At 45.6% G+C, this 23484-nt stretch carries 20 protein-coding genes, 1 tRNA gene and 1 pseudogene; 8 read left to right on the top strand and 14 right to left on the bottom strand.

Features of this window, described 5'->3' with window-relative positions; genetic code table 11:
- Positions 1 to 64: 64 nt before the first annotated feature.
- The 3 genes from ldpA to QT996_RS12210 all read right to left on the bottom strand — a co-directional run bounded on the left by ldpA (position 65) and on the right by QT996_RS12210 (position 3827).
- A complete protein-coding gene (gene ldpA / locus QT996_RS12220) occupies positions 65 to 1216 on the bottom strand; it encodes a circadian clock protein LdpA (RefSeq protein ID WP_333046809.1) in 1152 nt (383 codons plus the stop codon).
- Between the two features lie 427 nt (positions 1217 to 1643).
- Complete coding sequence (locus QT996_RS12215; RefSeq protein WP_333046808.1) at positions 1644 to 2966, bottom strand: four-carbon acid sugar kinase family protein; 1323 nt, start codon at positions 2964 to 2966, stop codon at positions 1644 to 1646.
- 192 nt (positions 2967 to 3158) lie between these two features.
- Positions 3159 to 3827 carry a hypothetical protein gene (locus QT996_RS12210; protein ID WP_333046807.1) on the bottom strand — a complete coding sequence of 223 codons (669 nt, stop codon included), beginning with the start codon at positions 3825 to 3827 and terminating at the stop codon, positions 3159 to 3161.
- A gap of 96 nt (positions 3828 to 3923) precedes the next feature.
- On the opposite strand from QT996_RS12210, the gene QT996_RS12205 reads away from it, so the two are divergent.
- On the top strand, positions 3924 to 5093 hold the full coding sequence (locus QT996_RS12205) for an IscS subfamily cysteine desulfurase (protein WP_333046806.1): 1170 nt from the start codon (positions 3924 to 3926) through the stop codon (positions 5091 to 5093).
- A 260-nt stretch (positions 5094 to 5353) separates the two neighbouring features.
- Here the strand turns inward: QT996_RS12205 and QT996_RS12200 are convergent, their stop codons facing one another.
- On the bottom strand, positions 5354 to 6358 hold the full coding sequence (locus QT996_RS12200) for a glycosyltransferase family 2 protein (protein WP_333046805.1): 1005 nt from the start codon (positions 6356 to 6358) through the stop codon (positions 5354 to 5356).
- 52 nt (positions 6359 to 6410) lie between these two features.
- Positions 6411 to 7142, bottom strand: coding sequence for a C40 family peptidase (locus QT996_RS12195; RefSeq protein WP_333046804.1), 732 nt, complete (start codon positions 7140 to 7142; stop codon positions 6411 to 6413).
- Between the two features lie 95 nt (positions 7143 to 7237).
- On the opposite strand from QT996_RS12195, the gene QT996_RS12190 reads away from it, so the two are divergent.
- Both QT996_RS12190 and QT996_RS12185 read left to right on the top strand, forming a co-directional pair.
- A complete protein-coding gene (locus QT996_RS12190) occupies positions 7238 to 8176 on the top strand; it encodes a serine hydrolase (protein ID WP_333046803.1) in 939 nt (312 codons plus the stop codon).
- A 229-nt stretch (positions 8177 to 8405) separates the two neighbouring features.
- Positions 8406 to 9632 (top strand): alpha-1,2-fucosyltransferase, encoded by a 1227-nt coding sequence (locus QT996_RS12185; RefSeq protein ID WP_333046802.1) that lies wholly within the window; start codon positions 8406 to 8408, stop codon positions 9630 to 9632.
- Positions 9633 to 9733: 101 nt separating this feature from the next.
- Here the strand turns inward: QT996_RS12185 and QT996_RS12180 are convergent.
- The 4 genes from QT996_RS12180 to alr form a co-directional block, all read right to left on the bottom strand.
- Positions 9734 to 9822: transfer RNA gene (locus QT996_RS12180), tRNA-Ser, on the bottom strand.
- A gap of 97 nt (positions 9823 to 9919) precedes the next feature.
- The gene (locus tag QT996_RS12175) at positions 9920 to 11059 is read right to left on the bottom strand and encodes a patatin-like phospholipase family protein (protein ID WP_333046801.1); all 1140 of its coding nucleotides are present in this window, start codon (positions 11057 to 11059) and stop codon (positions 9920 to 9922) included.
- 47 nt (positions 11060 to 11106) lie between these two features.
- Positions 11107 to 11955, bottom strand: coding sequence for a mechanosensitive ion channel family protein (locus QT996_RS12170; protein WP_333046799.1), 849 nt, complete (start codon positions 11953 to 11955; stop codon positions 11107 to 11109).
- A 210-nt stretch (positions 11956 to 12165) separates the two neighbouring features.
- The gene (alr, locus tag QT996_RS12165) at positions 12166 to 13368 is read right to left on the bottom strand and encodes an alanine racemase (protein WP_333046798.1); all 1203 of its coding nucleotides are present in this window, start codon (positions 13366 to 13368) and stop codon (positions 12166 to 12168) included.
- A gap of 134 nt (positions 13369 to 13502) precedes the next feature.
- Here alr and QT996_RS12160 point away from each other — a divergent pair, with 134 nt between their 5' ends.
- Positions 13503 to 15083 (top strand): peptidoglycan-binding protein, encoded by a 1581-nt coding sequence (locus QT996_RS12160; RefSeq protein ID WP_333046848.1) that lies wholly within the window; start codon positions 13503 to 13505, stop codon positions 15081 to 15083.
- A gap of 100 nt (positions 15084 to 15183) precedes the next feature.
- Here the strand turns inward: QT996_RS12160 and QT996_RS12155 are convergent, their stop codons facing one another.
- The 5 genes and pseudogenes from QT996_RS12155 to QT996_RS12135 all read right to left on the bottom strand — a co-directional run bounded on the left by QT996_RS12155 (position 15184) and on the right by QT996_RS12135 (position 19043).
- Entirely contained in the window at positions 15184 to 16218 is a 1035-nt protein-coding gene (locus tag QT996_RS12155) for an S-layer homology domain-containing protein (protein WP_333046797.1), read from the bottom strand.
- 98 nt (positions 16219 to 16316) lie between these two features.
- A pseudogene (locus tag QT996_RS12150) lies at positions 16317 to 16382 on the bottom strand (DUF3370 family protein); the annotation flags it as partial.
- Positions 16383 to 16400: 18 nt separating this feature from the next.
- Positions 16401 to 17282 (bottom strand): hypothetical protein, encoded by an 882-nt coding sequence (locus tag QT996_RS12145; protein ID WP_333046796.1) that lies wholly within the window; start codon positions 17280 to 17282, stop codon positions 16401 to 16403.
- 143 nt (positions 17283 to 17425) lie between these two features.
- Positions 17426 to 18031 carry a DUF1517 domain-containing protein gene (locus tag QT996_RS12140; RefSeq protein WP_333046795.1) on the bottom strand — a complete coding sequence of 202 codons (606 nt, stop codon included), beginning with the start codon at positions 18029 to 18031 and terminating at the stop codon, positions 17426 to 17428.
- Between the two features lie 487 nt (positions 18032 to 18518).
- Positions 18519 to 19043, bottom strand: coding sequence for a hypothetical protein (locus tag QT996_RS12135; protein WP_333046794.1), 525 nt, complete (start codon positions 19041 to 19043; stop codon positions 18519 to 18521).
- A 357-nt stretch (positions 19044 to 19400) separates the two neighbouring features.
- Here QT996_RS12135 and rfbB point away from each other — a divergent pair, with 357 nt between their 5' ends.
- The 4 genes from rfbB (at position 19401) to hpsJ-A (ending at position 23272) form a co-directional block, all read left to right on the top strand.
- Positions 19401 to 20507: a dTDP-glucose 4,6-dehydratase gene (gene rfbB, locus QT996_RS12130; protein WP_333046793.1), complete on the top strand. Its 1107-nt coding sequence runs from the start codon at positions 19401 to 19403 to the stop codon at positions 20505 to 20507.
- A 385-nt stretch (positions 20508 to 20892) separates the two neighbouring features.
- A complete protein-coding gene (gene crtA / locus QT996_RS12125) occupies positions 20893 to 21744 on the top strand; it encodes a cyanoexosortase A (RefSeq protein WP_333046792.1) in 852 nt (283 codons plus the stop codon).
- On the top strand, positions 21744 to 22412 hold the full coding sequence (locus tag QT996_RS12120; protein WP_333046791.1) for a cyanoexosortase A system-associated protein: 669 nt from the start codon (positions 21744 to 21746) through the stop codon (positions 22410 to 22412). The genes crtA and QT996_RS12120 overlap by 1 nt, the downstream gene beginning before the upstream one ends.
- A gap of 179 nt (positions 22413 to 22591) precedes the next feature.
- Entirely contained in the window at positions 22592 to 23272 is a 681-nt protein-coding gene (gene hpsJ-A, locus QT996_RS12115) for an HpsJ-like protein, cyanoexosortase A-associated (RefSeq protein WP_333046790.1), read from the top strand.
- The last annotated feature ends 212 nt before the right edge of the window (positions 23273 to 23484 follow it).

The following is a 23484-nucleotide window of genomic DNA, read 5'->3' as shown; positions in this document are numbered from 1 at the left end:
GTCAGTTGTCAGTTGTCAGTTGTTTTTTACTTCTAACTAATGACTAATGACTAATAACTTCTGACTAAAATTCTTTGAGCTGGGAAACTAGAGAACAAGCTAAACTCACGGCCTCCGAGAGAAGTTCTGGGACGGCTTCGAGCTGAGGTAGCCGAGATGTTTGAACTCCGGCTCCTGGGCGCGCGGCTGCCACCGGAACGGCATAGGCTCGATCGGTCTGGATTGTTTCTAACTGTTCTAAAATTGGTGATAGCAAAACCCTGGCATAGCTGCCGTAAGCTACACCTGCAATATATGGGACAGGGGGATCTGACAAATTTTTCCCGGCATCCTTCATCAGTCCCTCGGCTCTCAACTTGCTGACAGTGTGAGCATTAGTGCCGCCTGCAAGTTGCACGTATCCCGGCAACTGGGCAGCCAAAACTTTTTGACCGAGTTTGACCGCGGCTCTAGTAGTTCCTGTTCCGATATCTCCGCTCATTGGCCTACCGTCTGTTTGCCAAATTAGGGGACAAGGAAGGGGGGAAATTATTTTATAGAGTGTCCGCAAATAATCAATCAAACCGTCTCCATCGGGGCAACTAATTGCTATTACCTTGAGTTGAGCGACCCAGGGAGCTATGCTCGACCAAAGTCGCGCAAAATCTGCCTCTCTGCCTACTTGCGTGTGGATTTCTAGGGCGTCGGCACCGGATTGCAAGATTAAAGGTGCGATCGCGGCGGGAGCAGACACGTAAGAACGAGTATAAATCAGTTGGCTCGGACAAATCGGCAGACAGCGACCGCAGCCATAGCACTGCTGGTCTATCACCCCGGAAAAACCACTGCCAGCACTCTGAAAAACTATTGCTTCGGCTGGACATATTTTTTCGCACGGCCGCCAGCAGTCCACCGGACAATCGGCTGGGTTGAATTCGGCTTTGCGAAAATGCGGGTCTTCTCCATCGTTTAAACTCACCATCAGCAACGGCAACCCTTTGCCGCCAAACCTGCGGTTTTGAGTTCTTGCCTGTAATTCGCTGGCCACTTGTAGGGCTTCTTTCGCTGCGGCGACGGCGGCGGGATCTGCCGCGACATCGATACAGTCAGCGCCTGCTAGGGTGTAAGCCAAGGTGAGATTCCGTACAGCCGGTAGGTGTTGAAAGCTCGCCCCACAGATCAGCTTGAACCAATGGCCATCTTTTAATGAGTTTAGGGGATGATAATGTTCTGTCACCCTTATATGCTAATCCTTTGAGCTGAAAATTACGATCTGAAAATTTTTACTTAATTTTAAAATTTAGGCTGATACAAGCTGGAAACGCTACTGATAGCAGTAGCTCTGGTGCTGTTGGCCCTATATGTAGAGTTCTGAGGTAAGTATTTTTGAGAAATCTAATTTTTTTGATAGTGCCTAACGATGAGGCGATTTTCAACTTTGGCGATCGCTTTGACTTACAGACAGACTCTCTACCATATCATATTCGGCTGGATTTGGCAAGCCAAAAGTAGACTAGAATTTTTTTTTTGAAGTTGCCCTGCAGTGGCAGTTGCCATAAAGTTCGATCGAGCATTGAAGCCAATCGACCACCCGCAGATGAACATTCTTCTGTCTGACTTGAAGCTAAATTCATCTGCGTTAATCTACGATGCAACGAGCTCTACTACTTGCTCAGCCGCTTGTAAACCGTAGCCAAAGCATGGCTATCCCCCACATTTCCCGGAAACAAAACCACTGGTAAATTGGGAAACTGAGGATGATTCGCCTCGGTTTTCACCACCGAACAACCTGCGATAATTTGACCGATTTGCCTGACACTTTTCAGCGACAAACCTGTACTCAAAACATCATTAGAAGTAATACCGCCCTTGCTAATCAAAAACCCGATATCTGCAGGCAGTCCCCGCACGATATCCATCAATAAAGCAGAAACCGCCTCTCCAAATTTTAACCGGATTTCCGCATTTTTAAATTGTAGTTCCTGGCGGCTGGTATAAATTACAGGTGTTTTGCCATCGGCATGAGCAGTGCGGACTTTTCCGAGAGTTTCATCCAGCATTTGGGTGCGATACTCTGGCGAATCTTCGAGCAAGTGAGAGACATCTATTTCAATGCTAACTATATTGGGCTCTTTTAACAAGCGTTCTAATTGATCTGTAGTTTTCTTAACGTGGGAACCAACTATTACTGCACCCGGTTTGCCGCCCCTCACGTATTTTGCCATATTGTCGGCTGCGATGGGCTGGTGGCCGAGGTCAGCTAAGGAGGTTAAAATACTCGCCCCGCTGCGGAATAAAAACTTTTTGCCTTGACTGACTGCATCGAGAATGTGTTTGGCAAATGTGTCTAAATCGGCTTGGCTTTCGCCGTCAACAACTGCACATTGGTTGTCTGTCATGTCCATCAGTCGATCTAAACTTCCATAGCGGATGTCTGCGAGTAAAATGCGATCTACTGCATCACCTTTGATGCGACCTTTTGTTTTTTCTTCTACATAATCTGGCAGGTAACTGTGACTGTAGCCGAAGACTGAATCTTTGGCAAATTCGGTTTGGTGTACTGGTATTTCGACGCTGTTAACTATTAGGTAGTGTACGCTGTGACGGGTAATTCTTCCTCCTTCAAAAAAGGCGGGAATTAGAAAATGAGCGTCGAAGGGGCCGAGTTCTTCGGCGATCGCGTCGGTTTCGATGGGATAGTGACCGCGCAGGGTAGAATCGGAACGGCTAACTATTATGAAGTCTTCGATTTTTTCGCTGGCGATCACCTTTTTGAGATTTTGGCACACTTCGCGGGTGACACTGGCTGCTTTTTCCGGAGTTAGCGATCGAGTATTTGTCAGGATGAAGAAAATCGGGCACTTGTCGCGCAGCCCCAAACGCAGGGTGTCTTCGTCCCAACGTGTCAGCAGCAAGCAACTGTGCACGGTTTGAGAACCTGTCGGATCGTCGTCGAGAACTATAATCTTGGGTTTGGCAGAAGACATACTGACCTGGTTGTTAACGTCACCTTTCCAAGATATCCTTACCTGTTACGTAACAGGAAAAAATTTACAATAGTTATGATATTTTTTTCACAATTCTCATAACTTATAATTTGGAGAATGTGTTTGACTTCTAGCGGTTCAGTAAGCTGCATATTGCTACTGGGTAAGAGGCGCACGCAGCCGTGCACACTACTAAGTTTTGCCATTTTTAAAATTAGCGGCGTTTCGATCTTGCAACTTTTTCATTTCTGCTTGAACTTCCACGGCTACCTGCAAAGCTTCGTTGAGCAATCGTCCCGGCTGGCTCGATCTATCGCTTATTTGCAGGGCATTCAAATTTCTTAAGTTATTGGCAAACAATTCTGAGTTAGTAGCGACAAATTTTTTGTTTTCCCTAAGAATTCTTTCGGTTTTCAAAGCTCTAACTAAATCGTCTCTGATTAGCTGCAAAGCTTGAATTACTTTTGCGCGATCGCTGATTTTGACTTCCGCATTGCCAGCATCTTCTATCCGATCGTTAATTGCGATCGCTTCGATTATACCATTATAGCGATCGACATCATCAAAAAGATTAATTAAATGTTGGTTTTGCCGACTGCACCGAATTTTCCACGCATCCTCAAAGATTAAACCGACGATCGCAGCCAAGTGAAGGGCGAACCACAACAAATAAGCTCTACGAAATATCGCAACTAGCAGCCAACAACTGATTAGAACCAAAACAATTAAACCGACAGTTTTCAAAGCTTCGCGGGCAAACTTAGTCGCTGTCGGGGGTCGGTATACGCGATCGGGCCCCGCGCCGGTGAGGTGCTTGAGCTCACCGAGAGTAATTTCTAATCCCTGAATGTCAGCTCGCATAAATCTTTACAAATATTTGTTAATTATAAAGTTTTGTAGTAGAACAAGGGGCTCGTCTACAATAAACCTAACACTTTTTTCACCCAAAACTGCACTATGTCCGCACGTCCTATATACCTCGACAACCACGCCACAACCCCCGTAGACAAACGGGTACTTGATGCGATGCTGCCGTATTTCACCGAACAATTCGGCAACGCAGCCAGTATCAACCACGTCTACGGCTGGGAAGCAGAAGCAGCGGTAAAACAGTCACGACAAATCATAGCAGAAGCGATCAACGCCTCCCCAGAAGAAATTGTTTTTACCAGCGGCGCCAGCGAAGCAAATAACTTAGCGATCAAAGGCATCGCTGAAGCTTATTTCAGTAAAGGAAAGCACATTATCACAGTAAAAACCGAACACAATGCAATTCTCGACCCCTGTACCTATTTGCAAAAATTAGGGTTTGACATCACGGTTTTACCGGTGAAAAGCGATGGGCTGATTGATATAGGCGATTTGATCAAAGCGATTCGCGCGGAGACAATTTTAGTTTCAGTGATGACGGCTAACAACGAAATTGGCGTCATCCAGCCGATCGCAGAAATTGCAGCAATTTGCCGCGGAAATGACATTCTTTTCCACACAGATGCGGCACAGGCGATCGGGAAAATTCCCCTCGATGTAGAGGAGATGAATATCGATCTAATGTCCTTGACAGCCCACAAAATCTACGGGCCAAAAGGCATCGGTGCTCTGTACGTGCGCCGCAACAAACCGAGAGTGCAGCTAGCGCCGCAAATGCACGGAGGAGGCCACGAACGGGGAATGCGATCGGGAACTCTCTATCCACCGCAAATAGTTGGGTTTGCCAAAGCAGTAGAATTGGCAATTGCAGAAATGCCGTCGGAAACAGAACGAGTGGTTAATTTGCGGCAGCGTTTGTGGGAAAACTTGAGTGAATTGGGCGAGGTTTTTCTCAACGGTCACGCTACTAAGAGATTGCCGGGGAATCTCAATATTAGTGTAGCCGGGGTTGACGGTCAAGCGTTGATGTTGGGTTTGCAACCGGCGGCGGCAGTTTCTTCGGGATCTGCTTGCACTTCGGCGAAAATATCTCCATCTCATGTTTTAGCAGCGATCGGGCGATCGGACAAATTAGCTTATGCTTCAATTCGGTTTGGTATTGGTCGGTTCAATACCGAAGCAGAAATAGACGCAGTTTCCCAACACGCGATCGCAACTATTCAATCTCTCCGACAAGCACAAAAAGTAATGAGTTAGGAGTTAAGAGTTAGATCCCATCTGGCTTAAATACTCCCTTTATTTCTTAGTCTCTCTGGGCTAAGACTTCGTGTGTGTAGGCGCGGTTTCAACGGCCGACTTCCTTTAGACCTCTTGCATAAATTTTTGATGGATAGAACAACCGCAGATGGAAGGCAGATAAACACAGATAAACGCCGATAATTTCAAGAAGAGTGAATGAATGCAAGAGGTCTTTTGTTTGTGTAGGGGCGGTTTCAACCGCCGATTTCCTTTGACTCTTATTTAGAACCAAACACCTCGCGCACCCGATAAATCGGTTTTCCCTGCGACTCGTGATAAGTCCGCATCATCACTTCCGCCAGCAAACCAAAACAAAATAATTGCACTCCAGTTAACAGCAAAACCACGGCCAAAATGAGCAAAGGACGATTGCCAATACTTTGACCAAAAGCCAATTTTAGGAAAGTCAAATAAATCCCTAAAACCGTTCCCAACGTCATAGAACTTAGTCCCAAAAGTCCAAAAACGTGCATCGGTCGAGTCAGGAACTTTTTCATAAAAGAAATAGTTAACAAATCCATCAACACCCGAAAAGTCCGCCAAATCCCGTACTTACTTTGACCGAAACGGCGGGCGTGGTGTCGCACCGGAAGTTCTGCAATTCTCGCCCCTTCAATAAACGCCAACGCCGGCAAAAAGCGGTGCAATTCCCCGTAGAGATTCAAGTCTGCGACTAACTCGGATTTATAAGCTTTCAAAGAACAGCCGTAGTCGTGTAAAGTTACGCCTGTAACGCGACCAATTAACCAGTTCGCAATTTTAGAAGGAATCAACCGGCTAATAGTATTGTCTTGCCTATTTTTCCGCCAGCCACTCACTAAATCGTAGCCTTCATCTAACTTTGCCAACAACAGCGGAATATCAGCCGGGTCATTTTGCAAATCGCCGTCAAGGGTAACAACAGCACGGCCGATCGCGCGATCGAAACCTGCCGACATGGCAGCAGTTTGCCCGTAATTGCGGCGCAAAATTACAGCACAAAGGTCATCGCGAGTGCTGGCTAACTGCTGGAGAAGTTCAGCAGAACCGTCCTTAGAACCGTCATCTACACAAATAATTTGATAGCTGAGTCCAGATGGTTGGATAGAAGAGGCGATCGCCTCAATCAAATGAGGCAAACTTTCCACCTCATTATACACCGGCACCACCACCGAAACATCCAGAACAACCTCAGCCTCAGCTTGCTGTCTCGCCAATTTTTCCAAAAATAATGCAGCGTCCATTTTTTTATTTGATAATATCAACAGTCAACCGTCAACAGTCAACCGTCAACAACTAACTAGGTTGATAACTTGCCACAACTTTACCATATCCCCGCAACTGCTGGTAATAAGCTTGACTGACTCGATCCCCATCCTCCGACAAAACATCGATACCTATACCGTTGCGACCTTGTGCTTGTCCCGAACTGTGAATGTAGCGATTATCTCCGAGATATAATCCTACATGAGTTGCCTTTTCTGGCGTACCAAAAAATACTAAATCCCCCGGTTCTAAAGCACTGATACTAATAGATTTAGTAAAAGCTTCCTGCTGATAAGCATCCCTCGGCAACCAGATCCCGGCAGCCACAAACGCCGCTTGCATCAAGCCAGAACAATCATAATTTGGCCCGACTGTACCGCCCCAAAGATAATAATTGGATTGGTGCATAGCCTCGCGAGCGAAAGTAATTACAATGGGTAATTTTTCCTTGATTTCCGCCTCAGAAACCACCAGAGGATGATACACTGTTTCTGTCGGGTCGAGCAACTCAACATCTCGAAGATCCAGCCATCCCGGATAATCATCTTCGCACAGCCGCACCATTACAGCCATTGTATCCCCCTCAATAACCGAGTGTATGCCATTTCTCCCCCCCTTCATAAGCTGGGGGGGGTCAACTACTCGCAAATGTCGCCCCAGCGCTGCTTGAGTTGCCAATCGATCGCACTTTGGGGAATCGTAAATATTTATGTGCGATCGGGCTCGGTACTCCACAACATCAGATAATTGATAATTGGCCATTGCTAATTGCTCATTGTTTGCTGTTAATTGTTCGCATTTAACGATAGATTGCCATTAGCTGCTAGCCGTTAACCGTTAACCGTCAGCCATCAACCATGACATTTTTTCACAAAGACGAACAATTAGAAAATCTCGGCAGTAGCATTATAGACTCCGCCTTGTCAGAATTTACAGGATTAAGTGGCGATCGTATAGCCATTACGTGGATAGTCTACGATCCGCCGGTGCGAGTCAATACAGGCGGCGCCCTGAGTGCAGAAGAATTTTGGAAATATCAACCCCGAGGTTTTAGCAACCGAGCTTCCGAACGAATTTATCCAGCCAGCATCGTCAAATTATTCTACCTCGTTGCCATCTGGGAATGGGCGCAAAAAGGCATGATTCAAACATCGCCAGAATTAGAACGCGCCGTCCGAGATATGATAGTGGATTCCAGCAACGACGCCACCAGTTTAGTAGTAGACGCGCTCACCGGCACCACCAGCGGCCCAGAATTATCACCAGGCCCCTTTGAAACTTGGAAACAGCAGCGAAACCTCATCAACCGTTACTTTCAATCATTAGATTGGCCGGAATTACAAAACATTAACGCCAATCAAAAAACCTGGTGTGACGGCCCCTACGGTCGCGAGCGAGCATTTCTGGGAGAATTAATGGAAAATAGAAATATGCTGACGACAAATGCAGCGGCGCGTTTGCTGCACAGTATAATCGGCGGCGTAGCTGTTTCGGCCCAAGCATCGCAAGAAATGATGGGTTTAATGAAACGCAGTTTAGACCCAGCCGAATTAGAGGCAGATCCTGAAAATCAAGTTACAGGTTTTGTAGGTGGCGGATTGCCAGAATCAGCAAAATTATGGTCAAAAGCCGGACTGACAAGTCAAGTTCGTCACGATGCTGCTTATATTGAAATATCGGGTTTGCGGCCGTATTTGTTAGTTGTATTTACTGAGGGGAAAGAGAATAGCAAGAATGAAGAGATTTTGCCATTTATATCGCGGCAATTTGTCGAAGCGATGAAAGTGCTTAATTAGACAGGAGTTACCGAAAAAGTGCTTGGCAACACAGTTGGTAGAAGTAAGGTGCGCCGTGCGCACCCTACAGATACAGTTTATACCTAAATCATAACTTTCTCACTTTCCTCTTCCATCGCATCGAACCATCGCCTCACCTCGGAACGAGTTAAAACTACAAGCAGATGCCTCGATTGCTTAGGCAGTTCGACAATTTATCTAAGCATCACTACAATCAATCAGTAAAAAAATGACTAACCCTAAATACACATCTAAAAGTGAAACAGAGCGAGTTTTCGATGTTTTTGCAACTTTCAATAAAGATGCTAAGAATATTCAATCTCCCCTAAACATTGATACTGAAACCTCCAGTCAGTCAGTTTTAACTATGTCTTCTTTAGGACAACTGGGACGATTTGGCAACCAACTTTTTCAGTACGCTTTTCTGCGAATCTGTGCCCACAAAACAGGAGCTTTAGTGGAATGCCCCCCCTGGATTGGTCAAATTCTATTTGGACATAATGACGCTCCAATTTCCCGTCGGCTAGAGCCGGCCATTGAGCGTAAAGATGATGAAAAAATTTTATTCGATATAGTCCCAGAATTTGTCCCTTACGTTGAAAAACTTGCCGGCGCAAAGAGTCGTCGTATTGGCTCAGAAATACTTGAAAATGGGATAGAAAATGTCGATTTATGGGGCTTCTTCCAGATATCAACTCGTTTACTTGCCCCTTACAAGGACTATATTCGCTCACTATTTCAACCTGTGAGTGAGTTGAATTTTTCATTGGAAGAAGGTCTGAAGATTCTTCGCTCTAAAGGCAAAACACTTGTGGGAATTCATATTCGTCGAGGTGATTACATTACTCAAGTACGAACAGGATTTACTTTAGTTTTCCCGGAAAGTTGGTATTGTGAATGGTTAGATACAATTTGGAATGATTTGGAAGACCCAATTCTATTTCTCTGTAGCGACGATATAGATAGAATTCTGCCTGCTTTTGAAAAGTTTTCTCCTGTCATAGCGCGAGATTTGCAGGTAAAAGTACCTGAAGTAATGCAAGATAAAAACATAGAATTCTACATTGATTTTTTTATCTTGAGTAAATGCGATATCGTTGCTACGAGCAATAGTGTTTTCAGTTTTGCCGCTTGTCTATTGAATGAACATGGTCGAATGTTTGTGCGTCCACACTGGAACTTTTCCTCAAGGTTTATTGTTTTCGATCCCTGGGACAGCGAACCATTGCTATGGATAGGAGATGGGAAACCGAAATTCTTTAAAAATTTGCCTGAAGTGGTTTTTACTACCTATGCTACCCAAGGTCTCTGGTCAACGCTCAAAAGTTTGTTTTTTTTCGCTCCTAGAAGTTACCTCAAGCAGTGGGCAATCCGAGTTTACTTGGGTTACAAAATCCAAGGATTCGTCGGCGTATTTAAAACCTTTGCGTCTATCTTGGGTTGGTACTCCTGGTGAGATAGCTAGTGCAGTCTCAACATTACGTTGCAACGTTAAATTCATTAACGTTCGATCGCTTCCGATCGCGTCACCCTTGATTCATAAACGATTAAATAGAACGGAGAGGGAGGGATTTGAACCCTCGAAGGATGTTAACACCCTTAACAGATTAGCAATCTGCCGCTTTCGACCACTCAGCCACCTCTCCAAGATGACAGTAACTAACTATAGCACACACATCTTATTTTTGCCAACCCCTAATTTAAAAATTCCTCAATCCCTTACTCTGTATACTTTTCGCCCCCTCAACCGCCAGCCTCTGCCCCAAAGCCCCTAGCCTTCAAGTGCTTTTCCCAACTAAAATTGGAACTCAAAAAGAACCTCTTAGTATACAAATATCCCAATCGGTACAGGTGAGCCTTGCGATCGGCATCGAGATTAAAGTCCGTCGTTGTCACCCCAGCTTGAGTCACATCAATATTAATCACCCTGCCTTTATCCATTTCCCGCTGGTGATAGCGGTCTCTTGCTTTCATCATCGTTCTGAACATCGCCGCCAGCATCGACAGCGGAGTATCAATCTTAACTTTACTCTCAATTCCACTATCAACTAATCGAAACCCAAAGGTAAACCAGCGGGGCACAGCGGGAGTCGAACCGACGGATGGTTTGTCATAAATCCACAGGGGGAAATTGCTCAGAATGCCGCCATCTACAATTAAGTCATCGCCCAGTTTTCCCGGTTCAAAAAATAGGGGAATACTCATCGACAATCGAACGGCTTCAGCCACGCTAAAATCTTCTGGATGTGTGAGCTGCAACTGCTGGTATAAAGCATCGGAATCCGCCGATTCCTGCCGCCGCAAGTCGTCGGGCAGCACCAACATTTCACCGCGAGTGAGGTTAGATATTACTACTTTTAATTCCCGGTCTTTTACGATTTGTTTGACATCGGCAAAAGTGTGCAAGTTACCTCGACCGAGCATTGCTTCCAGCCACTGCCGGAACGGCTGCGCGGAATATTCTCCCATCTGACGGCTAACTGTTAGGAAAAGCAGCGTCCAAGCAGGAGATTGCAAGTCGTCGGCGGGGTCGCCGTTTAAAATTAAAGGGCTGTTTTTTTTAGTTAAAAATATGCTGTAATCGAGCTGTCCTAAAATTTCCTCTAAATCATCAATTGACAAGTCGGTTGCCAATACTGCGGCAGTAATTGCACCGGCAGAAGTACCTGCCAATTTTCGCCAGCGGATGCCCAAATCGCTACAGCACCTGAGTGCTCCTAAAAACGCAACGCCGCGCACGCCACCGCCTTCAAAAACCCCGTCGGCATAGATTTGACCGTTTTCGTCGGGAGGCGGAAATTTGCTGAGAATAGTTTCTTTCTCCGTTGCGGTCATTCTGACACCGGGTTCTTGCAAAATTTGCTGCGGATACCACTTGCTCATGGGAAATACCTCGGATCGATTTGGGATTTTAGATTTTAGAGAGATATCTATTGTTCTGGATTTTTGTCGGCATCCATTGCCTCTTTGACGTATTGTTGAACTTGCGATCGCACTTGTTCGTAAGCCACCGACGCGCACCAAGGTCGGAGAGATAAAATAGTTGTATCGGGAGTAATCTCGGCTACCAAACAAGTCGGGGGCGGATTCTCCAGCACCAGCGGGTGAGAGTGGGCAATTTCTAATAACTCAGCTACAGTTGGACGAATTGGCCGATCGCCAATATCAATCCTCAAGTCAACTCGCCTCGTTCCCATTGCCGTTGTATTTTTCAATGTACCGTTAAACAACTGATTGTTCGGGACAATAATTTTTATGCGATCGTCTGTCACCACGGTTGTTGAAAAAATCCCGATGCTATCCACTACTCCCTTAACATCGCCAGCTTCAATCCCATCCCCGACTTCAAAGGGCCGCAAACTAATCAACATTACCCCAGCAGCAAAGTGCGACAAAGTATTTTGCCACGCCAAACCAATGGCCAAACCCGCTGCACCCACCACCGCAACCACGCTGGTAGTTTGAATTCCCAACTGATTCAAAGTGGCGACTACTCCGACTACCAAAATCGTAATTTCAGCAGCTTGAACTAAGAATTTCCTCAGCGTGGCTTCGGTGCGACTCAGAGCTCGGCGAGTCACGCGACCAGCAAAGCCGATCGCAAATCGCGTAATTAACAAAATGCCGATCGCCCACAGCAGTTGAGGTATAATTTTAAACCCCAATTCTACGAATTTTTTCGAGAATTCTTGGGCTAGTTCCAAGGCTTGTGTTCTTTCTGCATTTAGTTGAGAATAGAAGGTTTGGGCTATTGGTAAAAACGTCTGAATAACTGTCATATCAATGGGGAATTGGGACTTGGAAAGTGAGAATTGCAGTCTCAGTATTATCGCTTATTACGAGAGTCCGACAGGGGTTTAAACCCCTGTCTCATAGCGAAAGTCCTTTTTTAGAGGACTAAATTCGATAATTTTATCCTTCAAACTCTTGAGTCGGTTTAAACCGACTTTAGCTATGAGCCAGGGGTTTAAACCCCTGCCGGACTAATGTTAATAGTTTACTGCTACGCGGGGCAATCGGTGTTTAAAACCGCAGAGAATTTCCCACGAAATAGTCCCTAAAGTCGCGGCCCAATCGTCAGCAGTAATTTGATATTCCCCATCTTTGCCCAACAGCGTCACCACTTCGCCGACTTCTAAATTGGGAATATCCGTTACATCCAGCATTAATTGATCCATCGTTATCGCGCCCACTTGCCGCACGAACTTACCCCTGATTAAAACCTGCATTTTATTAGAAAGATTGCGCGGAATGCCATCTGCATAGCCGATACCAATTACGGCAATCTGTGTCTGCCGCTGAGCTATAAATTGATGGCCGTAACTGACGCCGATTCCGGCTTCAATTGTTTTCACCTGCGTTACCCTAGCTTTTACCTGCATTGCGGGCTTCAAATTGGATCTCGACTGCAAGTGAGGTGCTGGATAAAGACCGTAGGTAGCTAAACCGACTCGCACTAAATCGTAGTGCAAATGCGGGTCAGCGAGGGCGGCAGCAGAGTTTGCCAAGTGCAGGCGAGGGGGGGTAATTCCTGCTATTTTAATTTGCTCGATCGCCTGTTGAAAACGCTGGTGCTGCTCTATCATAACTGCGGGGTCGGGACTATCTGCTGTCGCCAAGTGAGAGTAAATACTGGCTAATTTTAAATTGGGCAACCGCTTGACTAATTGCACAAATTCTGTAGCTTCCTGCCAGGGCGTACCCAGGCGAGACATTCCCGTATCTAACTTAGCGTGAACAGGCAAAGATTGGTTAAGACCAGCGAGAACTTCCGAAAAAATTAGGGCTTGTTTGGCAGTACAAATGGTCGGCTGCAAGTGCCAATGGGCGATCGCCTTTACTTGTTGGGCTGTATGGGTTGCCCCCAACAGCAAAATCGGCGCTTCTATCCCAGCTTCTCGCAATTCTATTCCTTCGGGAATTGTCGCCACTCCCAGCCAACTAGCACCTGCTTGCAATGCTATTTGACTGACGGCAACAGCACCGTGCCCGTAAGCATCTGCTTTCACAACTGCCATCAGTTCTGTGTGGGGAGATAAGAGCTTTTTAAGCTGTTTTACATTGTGAGTTAAAGCTGCTAAATCCATTTCTACCCAAGCCCGCTGGCACAGTCCCCCGTCACCGTCCCCCAGCACCGTCTGGCGGGATTCTTTTGTCGTTGCTTCTGCGGTTGTTTTTTCCCCACTCCTCATTGTTGATCGCTCCTACTTGCTTACACCATTAAAAACTGCTCGGAGATTTTACCCTAAGTTTGATTATAATAATATTCTCTCTTTAATCAATGTTAATTGGTGTATCATAGCACCAAAAATACCCGGTGAAAACTATGGACGGACTGGCCTACCTACATTTAGCTGAAACTTGGGAAACGGCTGCAGGTCAAACTCGATCGACCCACTCAAAAATTCACCTGAATTTAGCCTCTACTCCTTTACTTTTCTTTACGATCGCTCTCACAATTTTCAATTTAGTCAATCCCTCACTCGCCATCAAAAAAGGTGATTCAGGCTCGGAAGTAGCCGAGCTCCAGAAAACTCTACAAAACGCAGGCTATTTTCGCGGTAGGGCTACAGGATTTTACGGTTCTCTCACCCAGGCTGCTGTGAAAAAGTTTCAAGCAGAGAACAACCTGAAAGTTGACGGAATTGTTGGCCCTAAAACCTTGTCAGCACTGAAAGGTAAGCCGGAGGAGGCGAATAGTGAAGCTGCGGAAAAAATCGCGCCAAATGTCGATCAATCTTCGCCATCTCCTACCGCCCGAGAAAACAAAAACGAACTAGAAGATCCAACTAAAACTCAGCCCCAAGAACCTATATTTCAAGAACCCTCTCTGCCACCATTTAAAACTGAAAAGCCCGAGCAAAAAGAAAGTGAATTACCACCTAAAAGGCTAGTAAATCCTCCCGACAACACTCAAGGAAAAATGACCTTGAAAAAAATAATTTACGGCAACATCTCGCCAAAATCAATAGTTTATTCGGGCTCTGGTTTGTTTTTTGCTCAAAACATGATGTACCGCCACACAATCACAGTTTACGACAGGAACTTTAAATTAGTCAAGACTATTCCGGATACAGTAAACTTGTCGAAGTTCGGCTTTTCTAAATTCCAAGGTAATTATCAAGGCTCTCCCGTAGAAGCTGCTTTTTCAACAGATGGCAAATATGCCTATGTATCCAACTATCAAATGTACGGTTCGGGGTTTAGGAATCCGGGGAGCGACAGGTGTTCTCCAGCGGCAAAACACGACCAAAGTTTTCTGTACCGCATCAATACCCAAACTTTGAAAATAGAAAAGGTAATTCCTGTAGGTGCAGTTCCGAAATTCAATGCTGTTTCGCCTGACAATCGCTTCGCGCTAGCTAGCAATTGGTGCAGTTGGGATTTGAGCGTAGTTGATATCAATAAAAATCTCGAAATCGAGCGCGTGAAACTCGGTGCATATCCTCGGGGTATTGTTATCACTCCTGACTCAAAAAATGCCTATGTTGCCATCATGGGTTCTTCCGATATTGCGAAAGTGAATCTCATAGACTTTTCGGTAGAATGGCTGAGAAATATTGGCAATGCGCCGCGTCATTTGACGATCGATCCCAATGGAAAGTATCTGTATGCCACTTTAAATGGTGAAGGAAATGTGGCAAAAATTGACCTAAAAACGGGTAAATTAGTGGACAAAGTGGCTACTGGAAAAGCCCCTCGCAGTATGACTATTTCTGATGAAGGCAAACTGCTTTATGTGGTGAACTATTTCTCGAATACTGTTAGCAAAGTTAGGACGAGCGATATGAAAGTGCTGCAAAAAGTTAATGTTAATTCAAGCCCGATCGGGATTACTTACGATCCCGACACTAATCAGGTTTGGGTAGCTTGCTATTCGGGCAGTATTATGGTGTTTCAAGATTAATTTAGTTGTTTGGTAGTGAGGTGAGGGCTTCAGTCCTGACTACAAACAAGGGCGATTAAATGTTATTGTGGGGCGGGCTAGGAGCAACGCCCCTAAAATACTATTTGGACAACTTTAAAGGCTTCACCAGATACTCAGAAGACTTAGCAGGTACTTTGCCTTTTTTTGCCATAGCTTGGTAAATCATGGCTGCTACTTCAGCGCGAGTTGCTGTTCTATTAGGCTGCAAAAGTGTGCGCTTCGGGTGGTTGACAACAATGCCAGCTTCCGTGGCTGCTGCTACTTTGTTAACTGCCCATTTCGGCACTTTTGCCCTGTCTGTATAAACTTGTAAAGTTTTGGTTGCTTTTGTTGATGGTTTCAGGTTTAAACCGCTCGCTAAAGCGGCAATGACTTCGACACGCGGAATCTGTTTGTCGGGACGGAACTCATTGTTTGGGTATCCTTTAAGATATCCAGTTTCGACGGTGTGGTCGATCGCAGGAGCGGCAGGGCTCTTGTCTTTTACGTCTTTAAAATCAATCGGTTTTCGGATCGGCTTTTTATCGTCGGACATTCGCTGAATTAAGCGGGCTAGTTCGGCTCGCGTCATCGGTTCGTCGGGGCGAAATTTGTTGTCGGTAGAATCAGCAAAAATTTTCCCATCGACTAAAGCGACAATGAACGGACGCGCCCAATATTTGTCTGGAACATCGGAGAATCTAACGGGCCCAACTTTGGGTTTATCGGCTTTGGGTTTATCGGCTTTCGGTTTGGTAATTGCTGGAGCGGGAGTCGATCGCGCAATTGGCTTGGGAGGAACAACGATCACCCCCACGGGAGGATTTTGCGGTAAAATCGGCCCTAAAGGTGCAACAGGTGCGACTTCCCGTTGTGAAGGAATGAGCGTTGTAGCCGGCGATCGCAAATCCGAATTCGGCGCCGCAGGCGTTAATATTCCCGGGCTCGCGGGCGTAACACCAGGTTGAGAAAAAACGGCTGGAAATTGCCAATTTCTGGCATTCAATCGATCGGGATTTTTACCCGCTACCCAAAATAAAATTGCTCCCATCGTGCCGAAGGCAACCAAGATCGCAATCAATTCATCCAATCCTAGAGGGTTTTTTTCCCCTGACGGGGGTTGTGAAGAAGACATATTGTCACCTACATATCAATGTAGAAATTAAATCACATATTTTTTGGGTCTGGGGGAAACACAGAAGGCTAAATCAATTATTCCAAAGTTTTCACTCTCTATACCTGCGCCGGCGTGGCATCCGGAGGATAGATAAAATCAACTTTTACGGATCTCGGTTGCTGATTTTCGCAATTTTTTACTCAGCGCCTTCTACTCCCGAAAGAGCGACTTCGACTCGGTTGACGAGAATTCCTACCACTACCAAAACTCGGCTGTCGCTTGTATTGATTTTGAGGCTGCTGCGGCGATCGCCTCAAAGTGCTGCCACCGTAACCCGAACCGGTCGATCGATTACCATTTGGACGTGCGGAGGGTGTTACTGGCTGGTTAGATGTGGGCGAGCGCAAGCGGCCGGTCGTCCTTAAAACTTGACGGTTTCTCACCTCATGAGGCGGAGTTCGGTAGCGAGTTTGATATTGGTTAACAGCTTGGCTATAAGTATTGCCATAGCCGCCATATCCTGTCATAATTCCCGGCTGATAGACTGGCGGCATATAATATTGCGGTCTAAATAACAAACTGCCGATCGCCTGACCAGCTATAGCCCCAGCAAACGGCGCCCAGAAGCCTGACTGCTGCCGAACCACCACTGTTTGTGGCTGGCCTGTTTGAGGATTAGGAACAGTTTCGGTAACGTTGTGAACGTACTCAATTTTAAAATCTTCTGTCAAATGCAAAACCGCTTGATTGTTATCCAAATTTAGATAACTTTTCTTGCCTGCCGATATTTCTTCCTCTGTTAAGCGAGCCATTTGCAAATCCCTAGTGCGGTAAACTGGGGGACTGCCGGCGGGAGTATTCAGCAACATTAAACTGTATTCGCCATCCGCATCGTCGTAGGTAGCTTGCTGTACTGCATATTGACCTTGACTTAAATTATTATTTGGTGCAGGGCGCACTGTGTTAATATTTGGATTGCCAGCAGGATTTGTATAAGTTTGTGTGCGAGGGGAACCGCAGCCGGTTGCCGTCCACAAAAAAGTTAAAGCCATTAAATAAATTGTCAGTTTTCGCAGCATCATAAATAGTAATTTATAATTTGTAATTGGGCATGGGTTGTTTGATAATTGCTCCTTCTTCCTCCTTACCGACATCGGTTAGAGCCGTAACATCAGTTACATCGGTTACATCCGTTACTGAATGCGTTGCAGGACTTCTTCCTTCCTTAAAGCGGAATAAGTTCGGGGAAATTGACTAACACTTGGTCGTTGGTAAGTTCGTCTCCCAACTGTGCAGGAGAAAAATGAACTTGCACAGCTCGGAGCCTTTCTTGGTAATGTAAATTAATCAGTGCTTTTAAACCGACTTTCAGCGGGCTGATGTCAGCGAGGTCAGTTTCTAGGGCAGGAACTTCGCCTTCATAAGCAACTGTCAGCATCACCACCACATTTCTAGTTACAGGCAAAGACAAGGGGGAATTTTTATCGTAAACAGATGTACTGTATTGAGGCTCGCTGAGATAGCGATCGGCTGAATCAATGAAAAGTTCATCCACATAATCGCCCGCTTCGCCTTCATTCCAAAAAACATCGCCTTCATTGGCGGCTGATTGCCAGTAGTTGTCGTACTGCAACAGGTGATTGCAAATTTCTACAAGACCTTCTCCTAAAACTGTTATGTCGCCATCGGCATCAATTGCTTTTCTGGCGGTGCGGTTGAGAACTCCTAACAGCGGTGCAACTTCTTCGCCTGTTAGGTGAACGAACACCCGGCAAACTGCCAGTCTCGTTTTACCTGTAAATTGATTGAATCGATCGCGCCAAGCATTCATAATAACCTAGAGTTGTAATCTGTAGGGCTATATTTTCAACGATAACAGGTGATTTGAACTCTTGCCGTCTACCCTCAGATTGATCTCAAGAGTATTTTTAGCGATTGCCTCCACAACATACTATCTCACTATGACTCACCTAATTTTATAGCAGTTTTCAATCGTATCAAATACAGTAGGGAAACGGCACAGCCTTGTCGTGAGGGGGAGTGGCGACTTTTAATAATTGGTATAAGATTGAGGATAGTAGCAAAACTTTTTAAAATTGATATTAATTCAACGATCGTTTGCTTCGCTGGAATATGATATTGTGTGCTATCGATTAATCTGTCAATTGTTTGTAGTGCTTCGCGATGATCGCAATGACAAGAAATTGTAGGGGGTAGATAATTTTAACTCAAAAAACCTCCAATCTTGCAAGATTGGAGGTGCGCTAAGCGAATACTTTGGTTTGAGATAACTATTTGACGATCGCGCTTTGGACTTGTTATATCGCAATTTCAGAACTCAACTCGGCAACTGGCGAAACCGCCAAATCCAACTCACCGCCTGGAGCTTCTGGGTGTTCGCGAACGGCTGCAACCGCATCTACTGACTCAGCTACAGCACCCGCCGCCGCGCAATCGAGCAAGGTTGGAACTTCCATGTATCCAGAAACACCTGCATCTGCGAGCGGCTCGATCGACTCTTCAAAAACTTCAAAATTATCGGTCATCGCAGCGCAAGCAGCAGAAGCGCGCTTGCCGGCGCGGTAGCTCATGTAGGCCACACCGCCACCCAAAACTCCCGCCAAACCTAGGAAACCGAGAGCTCCTGTTTTGTAGGATTTCCACGGATTCATTCGCTCCGAACCGCCGGAACCTAGGATCGTTAGCCCCGGCCCCGAATCAGATTTACCCCCCCCAGAGTTACTGTAGGGACAGGGGAAAGCAGATGTGGCGTCACAAACAGCGATGCTACTTGCGATCGCGACGACCGAAGCAATGCCAGCTAACACTTGAAACTTCTTCATGGTGTTCTGGAGATTGTAAAGGATAATTAAAAAATTAATGGTAACAGCTCTTTACAAATGTATCAACTCTGTGCGCCTTCCCAATCGCGGATCGATCGCAAAAGTCAGCTATAGCCTCACGCAATTCAAATTTAAAATTGCCCGCTTAAACATCTTAAATGGTTGCTCTGTAAGCGTTGCGGCTAATAAATCGGTAGAAGTTCAAGTTTTGTTAACCAATACTTTGATCGCGCCCAAATTAGAAAATCTGAGGTGAGACAGAAGAAAATTTAGTTACAGAGCGGCAAACACTTGGTGACAAACTACTTTTAAGGCTACTTTTGTAAAGGCTTAGTTATTGGAATAACTCTTATTTTTATGACAGACAACGCGACTCAAGGCATTGACCGATCCCCTCGCCGATTGTTGGTGACCGGCGGGGCTGGATTTATCGGCTCGAATTTTGTGCATCACTGGTGCAACAGCTATCCGGGCGATCGAGTAGTCGTACTCGACGCTTTAACCTACGCCGGAAACAGACAAACCCTGGCAACTTTGGAAGGAGGAGAAAATTTTCGGTTTGTGCAGGGGGATATTTGCGATCGTACCCTAGTCGATACCTTGCTCAAAGAAGAAAACATCACCACAGTCGCCCACTTTGCCGCAGAATCCCACGTTGACAGGTCAATTATCGGGCCTGCCGCCTTTGTTCAAACAAACGTTGTCGGCACCTTCACACTTTTAGAAGCCTTCCGCAAGCATTTTGAAGCAATTGATGAGTCCTCTCTCAAAGCACAAATGCGCTTCCTCCACGTTTCTACCGACGAAGTTTACGGCAGTCTCGGCCCCGATGACCCAGCCTTCACAGAAACAACTGCCTACTCGCCCAACAGTCCCTACTCAGCCTCCAAAGCTGGTAGCGACCACCTCGCCCGCGCCTATTTCCACACCTACGGCGTCCCGACAATTATCACCAATTGTTCCAACAATTACGGCCCCTATCACTTCCCAGAAAAGCTCATTCCATTAATGTGCATCAATATGCTATTGGGCAAACCGCTGCCAGTTTACGGCGACGGTCAAAACGTGCGAGATTGGCTCTACGTTCTCGACCACTGCCGCGCTTTAGATGCCGTTATTCACCGTGGTCAGCCTGGGGAAACCTACAATGTTGGCGGCAACAACGAGGTAAAAAATCTCGATTTAGTAAAAATGCTGTGTCAGCTAATGGACGAATTAGCTGAGGATTTACCGGCCCGTCCTTGCGAACAATTGATCACATTTGTCAAAGACAGAGCCGGGCACGATCGGCGTTATGCTATTGATGCCACCAAAATTAAAACAGAGTTAGGTTGGACTCCCTCAGTAACAGTTGAAGAAGGTTTGCGGCAGACTGTAGAATGGTACTTAGCCCATCGGGAGTGGTGGGAACCCCTGCTTTCGGAGGAATATCAAACTTACTACCGGAAAGTCTACTCTAATTAATCTTCCCTGGACGCACGGGCCGCTAGCAACCGGAACCGGTAAAAAACTTGTTTTCCAGCTCAAGAGTGCGTCCAGAAAGGTTTCTGTCTTGCCTTCAAGCTTTACATTTAAACTCCAGGCGCAGAAACTGGGTTTGAGGGAGGAAAATCTTTCGTGGAGTGCGATCGATCCGAGTTAAAAAACCTGTTGTCTTGGGTCTTTGCTCCTAACTTCAGATTTAATTAAACGAAGGTATGTATCACACATATTTGCTCTTGTCAATCTTTGTGAAGATTTAGTTAAAGATCATCCGAAACGCATAAATTCAAGTGTTTGTAGCTGATAATTTTAATAGAGTTACAAGATTAAGCATTTTAGAAGCTTTTAGGAAAAACAAAAAGCACCAATGACCGAAATAAACTGGCTCAAGCACGTCCAAGAACCTAAATACTGGCTGTTAGGCATCGCCTCCGGTTTGATTGTCCTACACCTAACTCTGACTTCCCGAACAAACGACACTGACCTGTTCGGCACAATGTTCCTGTTTTGGGGAGTCGTAGCATTTCTCATTTGGGAAAGGCACGAATCCTTAACTTTTGAAAGCGGAATTTTCGCCAGCTTCTTTGGTTCATCGTTAATTGCTTTAATATTGCTCAAAAGTTCGTCGATATCGGGATACGACTTTTTTATCAGAGCAACGCCTTTTTTGTCGGGAATCAGTCTCGCATTGCTGGCTTCTGGAACAAAAGGACTGAAACAATATTGGCAGGAACTTCTAATTCTTGCCTATATAGTTATTCCTCCCGGATTTATCGGAGTATTCGTTGATGTCGCCCTATTAACGGCAAAATTCTCAGCTTTCCTCCTGCACTATCTAGGCTTTGAAGTTGTGCGGAAAGGGGTTTTGCTAATTCTGGAAAAGGGCAGCGTAGAAGTTTATCACGGCTGTTCGGGGGTGAATGGGATGCTACAATTGTTAGGATTGGCTCTGGTTTTCTTGCTGATGTTTCCTACAACGGTGGGTCAGAAAGTTATATTGCCACTCGTGGCAATAATTACTGCATTTGTAGTTAATGCTGCGCGAGTTGGTCTCATGGCCGTGCTGGTATCGCTATCTCAACCCGAAGCATTTAAATACTGGCACCAAGGAAATGGTTCAGTAATATTTTCGATGATTGCTGTATTTATTTTCGGGCTATTCTGCTGGTTTGCTATTTTGAAAGACCAACCCCCAAATAAGGAAGGACAGAATTGCTAATGGCTATTACCTCTTGGAAACCACTTAGGCTTTCCCTGTTGGCTGTTACTTTGGGAGGGGTTTTGTTGGTTGCCGGAAAATTGGTTTTCTATCCATCTGCCAACAATAATCTGGCAACCCCGTTTGAGTTTCCCGCGTCGGTGCCTCTAGCCGATTGGAAACTAAACAAGAGCGAGCCACTGGCAATTAAGGACAATTCAGGATTCAAAGCTGCCAGGAAATATGAATATCAAAAAAATAGCATGGCTCTAGACATAGAGATGCGGTATGCGGTAAACACCATTGGAGATGTGGAAGGTATGATGAAGGGACATACTATTCTCAAGTCGAATCCTGGTAAACTAACATTGGCAAACACTCAAGGCGCGGGGTTTCACGGACTTTTGCAACAGGAAAATCGACTGTATTTGAGTTCGTGTATCAATCCTCATGGCAGTGCTACAGTAACTTCCCAACAGTTTAGATATAATCGAAATACTCGCGATTGGCAGCCAAACCGTATTCTGTTTTGGTTGTTGGGTAGGGGAAATATTCAAGACCGACGCTGTTTGTGGACTCAGATGTCTGTGCCTTTGGATAAAAAAACTCCAGAAGAGGCCAAAAAAATTCTAGAGAATGCTTGGGTTTCTTGGTATGGGTGGTGGCAGCCGCGATTCCCCGAGCCTTGACTCGATTCAGTCGATTTTAGCTTTTAGCTTTTAGCTTTTAGATTTACTCCACAGGAGAATCTGGAAGCTTGAACAAGAGTCTAAAATTTTTGGCTCTCCACGACTTTTGTCGGGGACTTGTATCCGTTCTTTGGGCGGGGTCAAGAGAGATTTTTCTTAACAGCAACTCTGATTATTTTATGAATGACTTACAAGGCGAACAAGGTTTTTCTATCTACAGACTGCGTTGGATTGGCTACGGTCTATTAATTTTGTCTGTATTAGATACGATCGCAGTTCTTATACCAGCCAATTTTGGCAATCGTCTCTGGGAATTGCAAACGATTGGGGCTGTAGTGGAACGGGTGCCAGTTCCTTTACTGGCAATGGCGCTGATCTTTTTTGGAGAAGGGTACGATCGCAGAGGTTTGGAAGACGTTTTTTTGAAGGTTTTGTCTTGGGTGTGTCTGCTGCTAGGTCTGCTTTTTCTGTTGATGCTACCTTTGGGAATTTTTGGCACTATCTACGTCAACAACCAAAACAACCAGCAAATTACTACTCAAGCAAATCAACAATTAGCTCAGTTGCAGCAGGTGGAAGAACGGCTGAATAAGGGTAGCCCTGAAGATTTAAGGAATTTGGCGGGGGAACTTACCCGTTTGGGGGTACAAGCGGATACGCAAAACCCCCAGCAATTGAAAGAGCAAATTCTTTCGAGAATTACTCCGGCTAAGGAACGGTTACAGACGCAAAGTGCTGCGGTTCAGTCTAGTCAGCGCTTGGGGTTATTTAAAAATGCTATTAAGTGGCTGCTGGGCGCGCTGATTTCTAGTGTTTTGTTTTTTACGCTGTGGCGCGGTACTGACTGGGCTCGGGAGTAGTTTTGAGTTTTGAGTTGAGAGTTTTGAGCTAGTAAGGTGCGCCTAGCGCACCCCGAGAGCGTTATTGAGGACTAAGATGCGCTCTGTGTACGCAGCCGGTTTCTTGGTGGTGAAGCATACCCTCAAACCCTGCAAATTTTGTTGGGGGAGCGCTCGCTCTTTTTCTTTTCAAAAGATATCGGTAATAAATCTTGTTTATTGCCGATAGCCAA

The sequence above is a fragment of the Microcoleus sp. S13C4 genome (assembly GCF_036700865.1).
GTDB lineage: Bacteria > Cyanobacteriota > Cyanobacteriia > Cyanobacteriales > Microcoleaceae > Microcoleus.
This window is presented reverse-complemented; position numbering and strand designations above follow the sequence as displayed.

Bases quoted from the DNA above. Each gene is read 5' to 3' on its own strand.
- QT996_RS12170 (WP_333046799.1), bottom strand. From the start codon at position 11,955: ATGACAGTTATTCAGACGTTTTTACCAATAGCCCAAACCTTCTATTCT.
- QT996_RS12190 (WP_333046803.1), top strand. From the start codon at position 7,238: ATGACATTTTTTCACAAAGACGAACAATTAGAAAATCTCGGCAGTAGC.
- QT996_RS12175 (WP_333046801.1), bottom strand. From the start codon at position 11,059: ATGAGCAAGTGGTATCCGCAGCAAATTTTGCAAGAACCCGGTGTCAGA.
- QT996_RS12145 (WP_333046796.1), bottom strand. From the start codon at position 17,282: ATGATGCTGCGAAAACTGACAATTTATTTAATGGCTTTAACTTTTTTG.
- QT996_RS12155 (WP_333046797.1), bottom strand. From the start codon at position 16,218: ATGTCTTCTTCACAACCCCCGTCAGGGGAAAAAAACCCTCTAGGATTG.
- hpsJ-A (WP_333046790.1), top strand. From the start codon at position 22,592: ATGAATGACTTACAAGGCGAACAAGGTTTTTCTATCTACAGACTGCGT.
- crtA (WP_333046792.1), top strand. From the start codon at position 20,893: ATGACCGAAATAAACTGGCTCAAGCACGTCCAAGAACCTAAATACTGG.
- QT996_RS12185 (WP_333046802.1), top strand. From the start codon at position 8,406: ATGACTAACCCTAAATACACATCTAAAAGTGAAACAGAGCGAGTTTTC.
- QT996_RS12205 (WP_333046806.1), top strand. From the start codon at position 3,924: ATGTCCGCACGTCCTATATACCTCGACAACCACGCCACAACCCCCGTA.
- QT996_RS12200 (WP_333046805.1), bottom strand. From the start codon at position 6,358: ATGGACGCTGCATTATTTTTGGAAAAATTGGCGAGACAGCAAGCTGAG.
- alr (WP_333046798.1), bottom strand. From the start codon at position 13,368: ATGAGGAGTGGGGAAAAAACAACCGCAGAAGCAACGACAAAAGAATCC.
- QT996_RS12210 (WP_333046807.1), bottom strand. From the start codon at position 3,827: ATGCGAGCTGACATTCAGGGATTAGAAATTACTCTCGGTGAGCTCAAG.
- QT996_RS12160 (WP_333046848.1), top strand. From the start codon at position 13,503: ATGGACGGACTGGCCTACCTACATTTAGCTGAAACTTGGGAAACGGCT.
- rfbB (WP_333046793.1), top strand. From the start codon at position 19,401: ATGACAGACAACGCGACTCAAGGCATTGACCGATCCCCTCGCCGATTG.
- QT996_RS12140 (WP_333046795.1), bottom strand. From the start codon at position 18,031: ATGAATGCTTGGCGCGATCGATTCAATCAATTTACAGGTAAAACGAGA.
- QT996_RS12195 (WP_333046804.1), bottom strand. From the start codon at position 7,142: ATGGCCAATTATCAATTATCTGATGTTGTGGAGTACCGAGCCCGATCG.
- QT996_RS12135 (WP_333046794.1), bottom strand. From the start codon at position 19,043: ATGAAGAAGTTTCAAGTGTTAGCTGGCATTGCTTCGGTCGTCGCGATC.
- QT996_RS12215 (WP_333046808.1), bottom strand. From the start codon at position 2,966: ATGTCTTCTGCCAAACCCAAGATTATAGTTCTCGACGACGATCCGACA.
- QT996_RS12120 (WP_333046791.1), top strand. From the start codon at position 21,744: ATGGCTATTACCTCTTGGAAACCACTTAGGCTTTCCCTGTTGGCTGTT.